The sequence below is a fragment of the Tritonibacter multivorans genome, from assembly GCF_001458415.1.
GTDB classification, from domain to species: Bacteria; Pseudomonadota; Alphaproteobacteria; order Rhodobacterales; family Rhodobacteraceae; genus Epibacterium; species Epibacterium multivorans.
Genome location: NZ_CYSD01000003.1, coordinates 1 through 13,551 on the forward strand (window position 1 = coordinate 1; position 13,551 = coordinate 13,551).

Genomic DNA, 13,551 nt, shown 5'->3' on the forward strand with positions numbered 1-13,551 from the left:
CGAGCAGGGCCCTCAAATGCGCGACCGCCTCGCGCTTCACAGCAGGCGTCACCACTTTTTTGAAACCAATTCCTTCATCGCCGCTAAATCCAGCATCTGCTCTGCCAGCAGCTTCTTCAGCTTCGCGTTCTCATCCTCGAGCATCTTCAGCCGCTTTGCTTCCGACACCGTCATGCCGCCGAACTTGGCCTTCCAATTATAGAAGGTGCCTTCCGACATGCCGTGCTTTCGGCACAGGTCTGCGCACTTCGCGCCTGCCTCATGCTCCGCCAGGATGCCAATAATCTGCTCGTCCGTGAATCTCGTTCGCTTCATTGTCCGTCCTCAGGTTGGGCCGGACTCTAATCGCAGGTGGAGGAAAAATCCCGTGGCAGGTCAGGGCGTCTCTCGACTCAATTGGATTTGATTGCGAAGAGCTTCCAGCTGCAAGCCCTCTACTTGAAAAATTCAACGAATTCCTTGGAAAGAAATTTTCGAAACTTCCTATCGCGGCTTCCAAAGTAGCCGACGCATCAATTCAAGAGTATTTCCGCATAATAACGGATTGCTTCAAAGTTCAAGCTGTCTCGGACGACATGAAAAGCATCATGTCTTACCCATGGAGCAGAGTATATTCGACAAATTATGACGACAGTATTGAAATATCTTGCGAGCAAATTGGCAAGCCCAAGCAGACGCTCACATCGGCTGATAAGCCTTCCGCGATTTTGCCGGGAAAGCTGCCTATCGTTCACTTGCACGGGTTCGTAAACCACTTTCGAGTGGACACCATCCGCGATGAGTGCATCTTGGATTACAATTCCAATGTTGCGAACAAGGTCTATGAAGGCCCGTGGGCAACTGAACTCAAGAATGACATAAAGACAGCAGACGTAATCGTTTTTCTTGGCTACTCGCTGTATGATCCGGAGATTGCAAAACTCGTATTACAGGGAGGGAACTCAAAAAAGAAGATATTCTTCATCAACTACAAGATTGAAGATGAAGAATTGACTTATATGCAGGAGATGTTTGGCACCGCCCTTCATATTGAAAAAGATGGTTTTGCCAGAGTTGTCGAGGCCCTTCCAGTGGCAACCGATGTTGTCAAGAGACGATATGTTTGTTTCAAATCAGCGACGGAGCAAAGCGTCGAGCACCGCAACATAAACTATGAAGACCTAAGCGATCTGTTCCTTTTTGGGCGCGTTCAGGATCAGCTGTTGCAAGCTGATGTTGTTGAGGGAACTTCCAAATACGTCATTCGACCCTCTATTGTCGAAAAGGTTGTTGGCGAATTGCAGTCGGGACGGAGCCTGATTTCCCTATATTCGCCCCTGGGTCAAGGGAAGACAGTGCTCTGCAAAATTCTCGGAACGGAGCTTGCCCAGGACTATGATGTCTTCTTCGCCATTCGAAATCAGGACAACTTCATAGAAGAGCTACGCTCTATTATTGCAAATAATGACCGCCCCATAATAATCCTCGACGACTACTACAAATTCTCAAAACACCATCGCGAGATGGCCTTGCTCAAGCCTGAAGATGTCGTCTTCATATTCAGCTCAAGGCTGAACGTTCATGAAACAAGGAAAGATGAACTTCCAGCGCAATTTCTCAATCATGACGTCGTCGATTTGAGGATTGGCCAGCTTACTCACACCGATGCAATTTCACTTGTTCCTCTGACAAACCAAGCTGGCATGTGGCGGGAAATCTCCGAACTCTCGGATGCCGAAAAGGCAAAAAAACTGATTTCTAACGGCGCGAGCGGGTATCAGGCGAACTTTGCCGACATTTTGGTCGGCCTTATGAATTCAAACGAGATGATCGGAAGAATAAGAAAGGAGCTTGAAGTCCTGAAGGCGATTTCAAGAGATGCCTACGACATTGTTCTTCTTTCGATCTACCTTGAATTCACAAATAATCACATAGACGATTTCATAATAGACCAGACGCTAAAAACGAGACTAAGAGATATTCACTCTTCGGAAAAGGTTTCGAACATTTTCAGAGTGTTTTTTAATCTCGACGCGAGCAACGATGGATACTTTGCGGGATCAATCTTTGCGAAATATGCAATGGAGAAAATTTGCGATCACAACGACTTGATTGGCGTTATTGAAAATGCAGCCAATAACTTGGCTGACAGCAGCCCGTTGTTTGATGAAATGAGGTTGGTTTTGGTAGATCTCTTGAGATTCAATTATCTCAAAGTTATCGCGAGTAACGATCAGAATCGCCTTCGACGAATCCGGGAGCTTTATTCCAACCTTTCGTCCAACCCAAATCTGAACAAGGATGATCTTTTCTGGAATGCCTTCGGTATGTGTCAGAGGGCGCTCAAGGATTTTGATGCCGCAGTCAAACACTTCCGAACCAGCATCAGCTATGCAAAGAATCGCGGGAAAAACTATGTTCCCTATCACGCTCAGAACCAGCTAACGGTTTGTCTGCTTGAGCGGGGGCTTAGCATTCCGACTGAGGCCTCAATCGCTTTTGGAAACCTGAAAGAAGTATTTGAGCTCCTTTCAGTTCAGGCCGATGACGAAAGAACCTACGGTCGTGGACAAGCGTTCACATGGCATAGAGAGCTAATTTCGTTCTTAGAGGCTTACTATCCTGAGTTTGACGATACTGAGAAAAATGTTACGCGGGCTCAAGCGCTGAAATATCTGGCCTTTATCAAAAGGAGTGTTTCTGGCTGGGAAAGACGCCCGGAAGCGGCGATGACCGTTAAAAAGCTACAGTCCTTTTTGGCCAACAATCCAGCGTAGAGGCCTTGCAATACGCCAAGCCTTCTCAGTATCGAGTGCTTTGTCGGGGTGATTTGCAAAGTCTTAATTTTTCTTGCCCCTGTTAAACAAGGCTGCACTCCGAACATTTCTGCGACACAGCCGAGGCCAGTGACATCGTTTTGGAAAATGAGCTTGGGAGTTGATGACCAATTTGAGAACTCGAATTGACTGCAAAAAAGTTGAGCCGCCGGGGTAGCAAGGTTAGATTGTGTTGCTCGGAACTTAGGTTCCGAGCTTGCGATGTCGGCACATATTGTGGCACAGACTCTTACACATCCGGATTCGATGGAGACATTCGGAGCGAAAAATCGTTTGTTTTCAGTGGTGTTGATCGCGCATTGCGCGCCCTACCGCCGGAGCCAACTTCCTCATAAGAACTTGATTTATAAGACCTTATGAGGAAGTTGGTCTTTATGTGTGGCACCGCAGTGTTCCACCACCGAAGCCACCCCCAGACCTACACCTCGGGCAAAGTGTTCCATCCGTTTGATCGAACGGAACGTGATTTTGAACACGCAACCTCATCTGTCCAAACGCGGAAACGTCTATCAATGGCGGCGCAAAACGCGGCGGTTTTCCACAGAAATTGTTGATATCAAGCTCTCGCTCGGGACGACGGACCGCCATCAAGCGCTTATCTTAGCTCGGAAAGTAAGTGCTGAGAGTGATCTGATCGTGGAACACATCATTGGAAATCGTATCACGCCCGAACAGGGGCGCGCTTTTCTGGCGGCTGTGATCCGCAAGGAGCGGGCCAAGATCGAACAGCTGAAAATGCTGGCGCGCATCGATAGCCTCGACCCTGAAGATGACGACCGTCATGATAGGGCAATGGCTGAGGCTTGGGCATGCATTGCAGCCAGCGGTGTGAACCACAGCCCGGCTGCGGACACGCCCGCTTTGGTCCGTGACAATATCGATTTGATCCGCAGGGATTTGGTTAGCGTGCCGCGTAAAAAAGCTATCACTGCGGCCTTCCAAGAAGAAGTCGGCGGTAATGCTCTCTCGGCTTTAGAATATGCGCAGGTGTTGGATATTTATGTGGCGGCAAAAGCCAAAGCCTGGGCGGGTGATGCGGTTGAGGCGCCAGTGGCAAAGCCGCCTGAACCTGAAGATCCCCCATTGAGCCCAGAAGAGTCGATCCCGGACTTACCGTCCGCAAAGTTGGGCGATGTTGTTGATCGCATGAACGCGATCAAACGCGTTGAAGGCATTGAGGAAAAGACCCTCCGCCAATTCCAGAGCTTTGCGGCGCTCTGCACCATGCTGACGGGAATTGAGGACATCACGTCGATCCGCCAACCCGATGTGAAAGCCTTCCGTGCGGACCTGTCGAAGATGCCGAAAAGCTGGGGTAAAAGCCCCAAAGACCAGGCCGCAACCCGCAGCGACGTCATGGCCAAATCCGCCGCCTTACCGGCCGACAAGGTTGGCCTGTCTGTTGGTACGATCAACCGACATCTGGAACATTTGAACCAGCTTGTGGAATGGGCACGGGATGAAGGGTTGCCGGTTGACCCAAATCTCAACCCCACCAAATTGCGGAAGAAAGAAACCGTCCGCGCCCGCGACAAACGCGCAGCGTTTTCAATTGCGGAGCTTCGGGCCGTCTTCCAAAATCCTGTTTGGACTGGTTCACGGTCCGAATATCACCAAACCCAGCCTGGGCAAGAGATCTTCAAGAACGGGATCTACTGGTGCCCCTTAATCGGTGCATATACAGGCGCGCGCCGCGAGGAAATCGCGGGGCTAGCGCCCTCTGACGTCGTGGAGCGCGATGGCATCTGGTGCTTTTCCATCGAGGATTCCGAGCTGCGCCGCATCAAAAACCTCTCATCCCGCCGCACGATCCCCATACATCCGCACCTGATTGAGCTCGGCTTTCTGGAACACGTTTGTGCGGCCAAAGAAAACAATCAAAACAGCCTGTTCCCCGATCTTCATGAAGCAGGGAACAACGCCTATGGACGCAAAGTGGGTCGGCGCATGCGGCAAATCATTGACCAACAGCTTGGGGCGGATGGCGCGAAACTCTCGTTCCACAGCCTGCGCCATTACGTGCAGAACCAATTGGATCACGCCGGGGTGGATGACAAAATTGTGCGTGATCTATTCGGCCATGAAGGCAAGGATATTCACGACAAGGTTTACCGGAAGTCGACACCAATAAAAACCTTGGCCGAGGCCATTGCCACCTTACCAAAAGTCACCGAGGTCTGATGGATCTTGAGTGGGGGGGCGCTCTCTGCGGTCGTAATCAGTTGCACTGAAAACTTAATAGGGCGGTCATTCAAGTCGAACTGGAGCATGCCCCTATGCTGTGCCACGTGCCGACGTCAACTGTGCGCAGAAAGTGACCTTTGCAAAGTCTGGATTGCTTCGAGGTACAATCGTCGCAATCGGCCGAAACTTGCCATTCATCGGATCAGGCGCCGCCGCAATGCAGCTTCACCGAAGCAGTCATTCACGCAGACCTCAGCATTTAACATCGCCAGAGGGCGGCACTGCGGACAAAGCAGAATTTCGCCGCATTTCGAACCAATGGCAGTTATGGTACGAATGTAAGCCGCAACCAGATTGCGATTTGAGCGGGTCAGAACCTCAAAAAGACCAGGTTGATATTGTCGCTTAGAGCGTCGCCAATCTAATTCAGAATGAGGTTGGATGCCGAAAGGTGGCATTCAGCAATCAGGTGACGATCCGAAACTGAATCATCACCTGCTTTTTCGCGCCAGCTTAGTCAGCCGCTTCCAATGCATCTGTTTTCAAAGGGATTTGCATCAGGTCTTCACCCAGAACAATTGGACCGTCATAGATATCTGACATCTCGGTCACCATACGTTCTTTGACACCTGTCTTGTCCAACATTGGCAGGAAGTGTGTCAGTACAAGCATACCGACCCCTGCATGTTTCGCGGTTTCTGCGTTGTCCAGATGTGAGCCTGACATTTGGCGGTACTCCGGCGTGAGCTCCGTGCCCGACAGGAAATGGTTCATGTGGATCAGCACATCCGCGCCTTTGGCAAAATCGATGAAAGGCTGATAGACACCGCCATTGTCCCCGGAGTAGACAACCACGCCTTGGTCCGTTTCCACACGGTAAGAGAGGCAATTTAAGCTGGGTTGCACATGGCGCGCGGGGCCGACCTTGATCACCCAATCTTTGCCTTCGATGACATCACCCGGGGCGACCTGGGTCAAATCCGGGTTGGGACGCGGGCGATCCCCGACACCACCGCGGGCGCGGTAGACGGCAATCGACGCCGGGCTTTCGGTGCGCGCTGCGATATCGAGCGCAAACACTCCGCTTTCGCCAATGAAACCTTCATTGATCTCGTGCAGCGGATCAGGGCCATAGACCTTCAGCGGTGCCACCTTGTCCCCGCCATGATCCCATCGGGTCAGTACAAGCCGGGGATAGTCCATGATGTGATCATAGTGGTAATGGGTCGCCAGAAAATGGGACACGTCGGTGGCCTGATACCCCGCTTCGAGCAGGCGATGGTGCGCGCCGGGGCCATGGTCCATGACAACCACATCATCTCCCAGCTCGAATACATAGCCTGAACTTGCCCGTTTCAACGACGGGGCTGGCGTACCGGTTCCAAGCAATGTGACTTTCATTTGTTTTCTTTCTTTCGTGTTGCGCGCAGAACGATGGCAACTGAGGCCAGGAGGAAGATCAGCGCGATAGGAGATTTAAGCAGGAAGAAGGGGTCGCCGCCGGAGCCTGAGAATCCCCCCCGGATCAGTTCTTCCAGTTTGGGGGACAGGATAAAGCCGATCACAAACGGCAGCAGCGAGATTTCTAAGCGCCGTAGCACGTAGCCGATCAAGCCAAAGGCCAGCGCGGTCCAGATGGCTATGAATCCGCCATCCTGTGAATAGACCGCCGTGATGGTGATCAGCAGCACCAGTGCAGGTGTGATGGTAACCGGGATTTTCGCCAATATGCCCAGGGAGAGCATGACGTATCGACCAATGGTCCAGTTGAAGAGGTTCGCCAGAACCATCAGGGTGAAGATGCCAAAGGCAATCACCAGTTCTGCGTTGATGATGGTGCCGTAGTCTTCGATCACCTTGATTTCGGTAAAGCGAAAGACCTGTGGGCCAAAGGTGAAATCTCCGACGGATTCCACCGCAAGGATCAGAAAGACCGCAGCAAAGTTGCCGGGAATCCCCAGGCTCATCACCGGGATCAGGTTTGCACCAGAAACAGCAGAGTTCGCTGCCTCGGTTGCTGCAACGCCTTCGGGCACGCCGCTGCCCAAAGCCGCATCGGCCTTCTGGCGCTTACGGGCGGCTTCATAGCCCAGCGTGGCGGCCAGCGTGGTGCCAATCCCCGGCAACGCGCCGATGGCTGTGCCGATCGAGGCGGAACGCAGAATTGTTGGCAGCAGTCGCTTGGCTTCGACCCAGCTCAGGCTGTTGTCGGTGCTTTCGCGCGGGGCCTCGGTCTGGCGGTTTTTGCGGCGTTCATGGATGCGATCCTCAATCGCGCAGAACACCTCGCCCAAAACCAGAACACCCAAGATGGCTGAGGTCAGCGGTATCCCATTGCCCAGATCCGTCACACCCATGGTCATGCGCGGGCCATATCCCGACAGCGTGGTGCCGATCAGCGCCAGTAACATGCCCAGCCCGCCCACCAGCAGACCCTTGGTCACGGATTTCCCTGACACGGCTGCCATGAAGGACAATGACAGGATAATCAGCGCGGCTTTTTCTGGCAGATCCAGCGCGGATTCAATCAGAACCGCAAGCGTGGGCGCCGCGATAAACAAAGCTATATCTGAAAACGTATCGCCAGACACGGACGAGAAATGAGCGACTTTGAGCGCCTTGTAGCCCTGACCTTTGCGGGTCATTGGATGGCCGTCCAAGGTGGTTAGATAGGCGTCAGGCGTGCCGGGCGTGTTGAACAGTATGGCAGGCACCGCTCCGCCAACGGTGGCGCCTTTCATGATGCCGATTAAAAAGCCTAGAATTGGCAAGAGGGCATCATTACCGGTGCCAAAGGCTGAGATCAGAACCGGCAATGCAATCGCCATGGCAAAGGGTCCGTTCAGGCCCGGCGTCGCGCCGACGACAATGCCAAGGACCAGACCGGCCAGCACCATCACAACCGGTAGCCAGATAAAGGCGCCCTCAGAGGTAAAAAAGACGCTGAGAATGCCGCGCAGAATATAGTCGAATGCCAGTTCCATCTTAGAAATCCGCGTTGGGGGGCAGTTGGATATTGGTCAGTGCGACGTCGAAGACCAGGATCAGCACCAGAATGAGCAGGGCTGACACAACAGCTGAGCGCGCCCGCAGCCGGCCCTCGGCCCATGAGATCAGCGAGAAGGTCAGTGCAAACCCACCGACGACCACGCCCAGATATTTGTACGGCGCTGTATCAACCAGCTGGCGATACGTAAGCTCCTCTTGCGTCAGCCAGACCGCCAAAGGTCCAATCCAGTAGACAACAGCTAAAGATCCCAGAATGATCGCCAGGAACAGCGCCAGGAACTTTATGTTTTCACCATCCAGGCGTGGATAGTCGCTCCCCTGGGCCTCTTGATCGCGCTTAAGCAGCGCTGAAACGATCTGTATGGCCGCGATAAAGGCGATGAACCCGGCGAGAAGGACGGGAAAGAAAGCGTCCCCCGGTTCGGGTTTCCCCGCCCGTGTTGTCTCCATGAAGGCCCCCTGAATGTCATTGGGGAACCAGAAGAACAGTGAAAACAGTGCAAACAGAAGGCCGGTCAGGCCAATCCCGATTTCCCAGCGACGTACCATAGCGGGCCTCCTGTCAATTGTGCTTTGCGATTACTGGCTGAACTTGTTCAGCAGCATTTCATTCGCAGCAAGCTGTGCCTGCAGAGTCTTGTTCAGATCATCACCCTGGATAACCACAGCCGCAGGCGGGTACTGTTTGGCGATGAATTGCGCGGTTTCCGATGTTTCATCGGTGATCACATCAGCAACGGCCTGAGCGAGCGCATCACGCGCCTCATCAGACAAACCCGCTGGGGCCGCCAGAACGAATTTGAAACCAAAGGTGGTATCGATACCGAGTTCGGCAACCGTCTGACCCTCTGGGTTCTGAACCAGTGGCTTGTCTTCGGCAGACAATAGGATGACCAGTTCACCCGCTTGCACGAGGCCACGCTGAGCACCGCCGCCCCATGCCAAGTTCGCGTCTTCAGCGACCAGCGCGTTCACACCGGATTTGCCGCCCTTGCCGCGAACGTGGTTCACATCGATGCCAAGCTTGTCAGCGATCACTTCAGAGGCCAGTTGTGTCTGGGCAGAGTAGTTGTTCCACACGATCTTTTGACCGCCCTGAACAGCTGCTGCCACATCGGCCATCGTTGTCCAACCGCTGTCAGCGCGTGCAATCACACCAGTCTGCGACGCCGCAGTGGTGGTGATATATGTGAAGTCGTCAATGTTCAGGTTGTCGTTGTCGATGGAGGCAAAGCTGAAGGTTGCGTCCAGCGCTAGGCCTACGGTCAGACCGTCTGCAGGCTGATCTTTGAGGTTCGCCGCCATGACTGCGCCGCCGGCACCTGCCATGTTTTCTGGAATGATGCGCCAGCCCTTACGGTTTTCGATCTCGCCAGCCAAAGCGCGCGCCTGCGTATCAGTGCCGCCACCAGCACCAAAGCCGATCAACAACTTGATAGGGCCGGACGGTGCCCATTCTGCCAACGCGGGCAGCGTTGTGAGTGAAAGAGCCAGAGCCGAGGCGGCAAGGCTGTGTGTGATCTTTTTGAGTGTCATGAGGGTCCTCTTGGGTTGGAAAGTAACCTCGGCTCAGTCGCCATAAGCGCGCCGAAACTCGAGCGGTCGGTGATTGGGTGGGATCTGGATGCGCTGAAAGCTCGCGGGGCGGTCCCCCACGGTAAAGCTGGAGACCTCCCAGGTGAGGCTTGGGGTGCCTTCGGGCAAGGTCAGCTGCTGTGCTGCGCGTCCTTCAAACTTGTCGAGACGCACCTTGCTTTCGGATCGCAAGGTGGGTGCGTCATGACAGGATTCTATATGCCGGTGAACCGAAAAGCCTGCGAAGGCGTCCATATGTTGGTTCAAAAGAGATTCACCATGCTCATGCGCGATGAAGACCTGTGAATAGACGGGCGGCTCAATGCTGATCTGCATGATCCGTTCGACACAAACGATACGATCTGTCCCTAGAAAAGCGCTCCAGGCTCCGGTTTCATCTATCTCGGTTACCGAAACGGTCCGCACTTTTGGTAGCAGCAGGTCCCCTGTCTCCGCATCACGAAAGCGGAACACATAGACATCATGTTCTCCGACTTGTCGTTCTGCGACCACGGTTCCCCGCTTAGGGGCCCGGGTGACCAGCCCCTTTTTGTGCAGCCCCACTAAGGCCTTTTGCACGGTCCCTAGACTAACGCCGATCTGAGTTGCGAATACCTTATCTACGGGAAGTCGCTCGCCGGGAAGCAAGGCCCGGCTTGCGATCATCTGGCTCAAATGGGTCTCTAGCCGCGAGTATTTGGCGACCGCGCCAGCAGGGTTCGTAACCGCGTCCCTCAATTGCTTAAGCGTCCATTCGTTGATCGTCATGGTGATCTCCCTTTGAATGGATTATAAGCTATATTATATTCTTGTATAATGCATATTATATAAATAGTCCCTGATTTTCCCGCCGAAACGGTCGCTGTTAATTTTTGCAAAAAAATATGTACTTACGCGAATCCAGGGCTCCATGCCTGGATTACGCAAACATGCATTATTGAAACTGATTGAGTCAGAGGAGACTAAAACGCGCGACTTGGTCTTACCTTTGGGGCACCGCTCGTGGTCGAGTCTCTGGTCAAGAGACCAAGTGCAAGCGACTTTATAAAACCGACATTCGTGCATTTCGCAGCATCTGGTAGAATGGGCTCAGAGCCGCCTTGCGGCGGCGCGGCAGCACGACTGCAGCACAATCGTCTTCAAGCCACACCGGCCAGATGGCCGCAGGCAGCCCTTTATGGACATTCGTTCTTCACCTGCATCGGATGAGGCCGCCAGCAGGCCGGGCGGGAAGTGTACATTCGCTGCTGGTGCAAACTTCACTCCCCGAAACACACAAAGCAGCCCTTCGATATAGCCTGAAAAAAAGAATAATTGGGCAGGAATATTTAGCCTATTATCGCGAACCGCCAAATCTCGGCAATCATCAGAAAAACAGGTCCTCAATGGGAGATAAAGACTGGCTTGGAGCCTTGTGGGTCGCTAAAAGCAGGGTTTTCATTTACGCTTCTCCGATAACAGCTTCACCTCTGCAACAAGAGGGGCCGATTTTGCGTTATCTCTCTCGAGCTCCAAATCGAGATTTGAAAGCGCATCCTTTAATATAGAGACGCACTCATCGAAAGCGGCTTTGGCTTTCTCTCCGTCACTCAGGTGAGGCAAAAGTGATTTACAATAAGCAGCGGCCTTCTTGTTGCCTGCCCCTGGAAATGATGAAATTTCGTACCGGTAACGAAATGCAGTCAGTAGATAAAACTTAAAAGCGCGCACAACGCGCTCCTCTACGGGCAATCGCCTTATAGCAATTTCAAAACGATATCCGGCAAGGGCAGCCAAAAAATATGGCTCAGGACTGTGCTCATCTTTGAAAACCCGAGACGCAACCGTTTTCAAGAGTGTGCCCTGATATCTCCCTGCTTGGTTAGGCAAATCACAAAACATGGATGAATAGGCCTTGAGCTGCGCGCTTTTGGTAACTATTCGCCCCTTCTCAATTCCCTCCGCCCTAGCGTACTGCTTTCCGCGTCGTTCATAATATAGCTTAAGATCTCCTTCCTGAGAGGTGAAATAATCTTCGAGGCCATGCTGAAATGGCGTGTATGCTAGAAGGTCACTATCATCCACCTGAGTTTGCTTGTTCGTGGATTTAATAATCGCTTGAGCAACGTCATCGTCTTCCGTGTGAATCAGTTTTATCGGGACATGCAGATCGTCAGTTATTGCGTCCCTGTTATCGTAAAGAACATGACTTGTTTGACAACCATTTACGATTTGATAATCGTCTAACTTATACTCTCTAGAGGTTGGTCTAAGACCCTTTGCAACGATTGTTATTCCGTTGTTTCTGATGACAAATTGATCCAGAGCACCTGCTTTGATCGTATTGGCTATGTCAGTATTTACAGGATTGTCGCCTTGAAAATCCCTCACGTTATCAACAAAAACTGATCGCACCAATTCTCCATCATCATCAACAAGTAGCTTCATATATTCGGAGGCGGGTAGAATACCGAGGTAGGAGGCTTCTACACCAGCAATTGCAGGAAGAGTCACCAAATTATCGATTCTGATGGTTTTTGATACGCTGGTCTTTGTCTGCCGGAAGAGCGCTTGCAGTTCACGAGCGCCCAAGGGATCAAAAGTTACATTGGAAAACTGGTTTGTGTCAGCCAACTCTTCTCTTTTTCGATTAATTATGCCTGTGATGTAAGCGTCACCCTTCCAGTTTCCTGTGCAAATATAAAACAACCGAAGTGTTGGGTTTTCCTTTAATTTGGCTGCATTGGCGTAAATTCTATCTTTGATTTCAATGAAACGCTTTACGTCATCGTTTACGGTGACACTCTGTGATTCAGCAAAGACTTGGTGCAACATGTTGTCCCCTAGGGCCATAATTTCTGCGCCGTCGAAATTGCTTGAAGTCTTTGCTTGTACGATGAGGAATTCGACATCAATGCTACCGCTCACCGCTAAAATATCGTCAACTACGTCTGCATCCTCGACAAGCCGACCGTTAACTTTGACTGCAAATGCATCAATGTTTAGATCGCCTCCGTCGCCAGCGACCATATCATCGGTTTCGATTTGCTCAGGAAATCTCGTCGCAAACACGCTGTACGCACAGAAATGCTCGAACTGTTTGTCACTGGGGAGGTCGTCTAGGTTATTGTTTTTACTAAATTCTTTGACTAAAGCTTTTGTAACCGGGTCCATTTCCGTACTTTCGAAAAACCAATTCAACATCGTACATACCACCACAGAAACCAGCCTGACCACACCTAGTGAAATTTTTTGATCAAACGATTGAGGTCGGCGCGCCTTCAATCATGTTGTGTTTATCACTTGTTGCAGGCGCGGCGAATGGCCGGTTTGGTGAAGCTACGCTGCGGTGAGCGTAGACACGGCGGAGGTAAGTAACGGGCCGGTCGCGCCTCACGGCGCGGCCTCATGCTCTAGACTTTGCAAATGGCGCTATCTGCGCTTCGCTGACATTCATGCGAGGCGCAGCATCTTTCCAATCTGTCGACACAGTCTGAAGGTCCGCTCCTGTAAAACCCTTCGGTTTCCTTCGCGCCTGCAGCAGTGGCACCGATCCGCCTCGCATGAATGTCTCGAAAGGGCGGGCTGGCGTCATCTGGAGGCGAGTGTGATGTGCGGATTCGCTGCACCTCTGCTGCCGCGGCGCCGCAAGGCGGCTCTGAGCCCCTTTTACCGAATGCTGCGTCGTGTTCTTAGGTCCGCTTTGACGCCCCCCTAAACACACGTCTTGCGTGCGAGGCTGGGCCTTGCTACCTCTTTTGCATTAACTGTTTGTTGGATTTTTATTTTGAATAGGCATTTTTCGCAGCAGGACCGTCAGGGTCGGCTGGTGACGGCGCTTGGCGGGGACCAGTTGGTGCTGTTGCGCATGGATGGCAGCGAGGAGATCTCGGGGCCGTTTGAATGGCGCGTTGAGGCGCTTTCTTTCAACGATCAGCTGGATCTCAGCGCGCTTCTGGGCACCCATGCCACCGTGGAAATCGACCAC

General features: G+C 52.3%; 9 protein-coding genes and 1 pseudogene. 3 read left to right on the forward strand and 7 right to left on the reverse strand.

Annotation, left to right across the window (positions count from 1 at the left end; all coding sequences use genetic code 11):
* Window positions 1-315, reverse strand: a pseudogene (locus tag TRM7557_RS00950) (transposase); the annotation flags it as partial.
* A gap of 14 nt (window positions 316-329) precedes the next feature.
* On the opposite strand from TRM7557_RS00950, the gene TRM7557_RS00955 reads away from it, so the two are divergent.
* Both TRM7557_RS00955 and TRM7557_RS00960 read left to right on the forward strand, forming a co-directional pair.
* Complete coding sequence (locus TRM7557_RS00955) at window positions 330-2,756, forward strand: SIR2 family protein (RefSeq protein ID WP_131727504.1); 2,427 nt, start codon at window positions 330-332, stop codon at window positions 2,754-2,756.
* Window positions 2,757-3,284: 528 nt separating this feature from the next.
* A complete protein-coding gene (locus TRM7557_RS00960) occupies window positions 3,285-4,997 on the forward strand; it encodes a site-specific integrase (protein ID WP_058288360.1) in 1,713 nt (570 codons plus the stop codon).
* Window positions 4,998-5,513: 516 nt separating this feature from the next.
* Here the strand turns inward: TRM7557_RS00960 and TRM7557_RS00965 are convergent.
* The 6 genes from TRM7557_RS00965 to TRM7557_RS00990 all read right to left on the reverse strand — a co-directional run bounded on the left by TRM7557_RS00965 (window position 5,514) and on the right by TRM7557_RS00990 (window position 12,848).
* Complete coding sequence (locus tag TRM7557_RS00965) at window positions 5,514-6,401, reverse strand: MBL fold metallo-hydrolase (RefSeq protein WP_058288361.1); 888 nt, start codon at window positions 6,399-6,401, stop codon at window positions 5,514-5,516.
* On the reverse strand, window positions 6,398-7,984 hold the full coding sequence (locus TRM7557_RS00970; protein WP_058288362.1) for a tripartite tricarboxylate transporter permease: 1,587 nt from the start codon (window positions 7,982-7,984) through the stop codon (window positions 6,398-6,400). The genes TRM7557_RS00965 and TRM7557_RS00970 overlap by 4 nt, the downstream gene beginning before the upstream one ends.
* Before the next feature lies 1 nt (window position 7,985).
* The gene (locus tag TRM7557_RS00975) at window positions 7,986-8,558 is read right to left on the reverse strand and encodes a tripartite tricarboxylate transporter TctB family protein (RefSeq protein WP_058288363.1); all 573 of its coding nucleotides are present in this window, start codon (window positions 8,556-8,558) and stop codon (window positions 7,986-7,988) included.
* Window positions 8,559-8,588: 30 nt separating this feature from the next.
* Window positions 8,589-9,545 carry a tripartite tricarboxylate transporter substrate-binding protein gene (locus tag TRM7557_RS00980; protein WP_110590870.1) on the reverse strand — a complete coding sequence of 319 codons (957 nt, stop codon included), beginning with the start codon at window positions 9,543-9,545 and terminating at the stop codon, window positions 8,589-8,591.
* 33 nt (window positions 9,546-9,578) lie between these two features.
* Window positions 9,579-10,352 carry a GntR family transcriptional regulator gene (locus TRM7557_RS00985; RefSeq protein WP_058288364.1) on the reverse strand — a complete coding sequence of 258 codons (774 nt, stop codon included), beginning with the start codon at window positions 10,350-10,352 and terminating at the stop codon, window positions 9,579-9,581.
* A gap of 669 nt (window positions 10,353-11,021) precedes the next feature.
* Entirely contained in the window at window positions 11,022-12,848 is a 1,827-nt protein-coding gene (locus TRM7557_RS00990) for an AIPR family protein (RefSeq protein ID WP_131727505.1), read from the reverse strand.
* 502 nt (window positions 12,849-13,350) lie between these two features.
* Between TRM7557_RS00990 and TRM7557_RS19790 the strand changes: the two genes are divergently transcribed.
* Window positions 13,351-13,551, forward strand: a 201-nt coding sequence (locus TRM7557_RS19790) for a hypothetical protein (protein ID WP_207382605.1), incomplete at its 3' end; no start/stop codon positions are given.